At 70.1% G+C, this 328-nt stretch carries 1 protein-coding gene; it reads right to left on the reverse strand.

Annotated elements, in window-relative coordinates; genetic code table 11:
- Positions 1-39: 39 nt before the first annotated feature.
- The coding region (locus EN859_RS38890) for a hypothetical protein (RefSeq protein ID WP_210237775.1) at positions 40-328 on the reverse strand (289 nt) is incomplete at its 5' end.

Consider the following 328-nt stretch of genomic DNA (forward strand, 5'->3'; position numbering starts at 1 on the left):
GCCTCGCCAGCACTGCCAGCGTCCATACGCGCGGCAATGTCATCGAGCAGCTTCGCCGCCGTGGCCGGTCCGACGCCCGGCAGCAACTGCAACTGGAACCGCCGCTGGAACCCGAGCCGGAACTGCTGCCGGAACGCCCACCGGAGCTACCGCCGGCACCACCACGGGTACCGCCACCGATACAACCACCGGCATCGGCACCACCGGCTCGGCCTCAGCCGCTAGCAAGGCCGCCCGGGCACTCGCAGCCTTCACACCGCCGCCGCGCGCCCAGGAGGACTGGCATCCGTTCGTCAAGCTGATGTCGAGCGTGTACGGGCGCGAAACT

The sequence above is a fragment of the Mesorhizobium sp. M00.F.Ca.ET.216.01.1.1 genome, assembly GCF_004010325.2.
GTDB lineage: Bacteria > Pseudomonadota > Alphaproteobacteria > Rhizobiales > Rhizobiaceae > Mesorhizobium.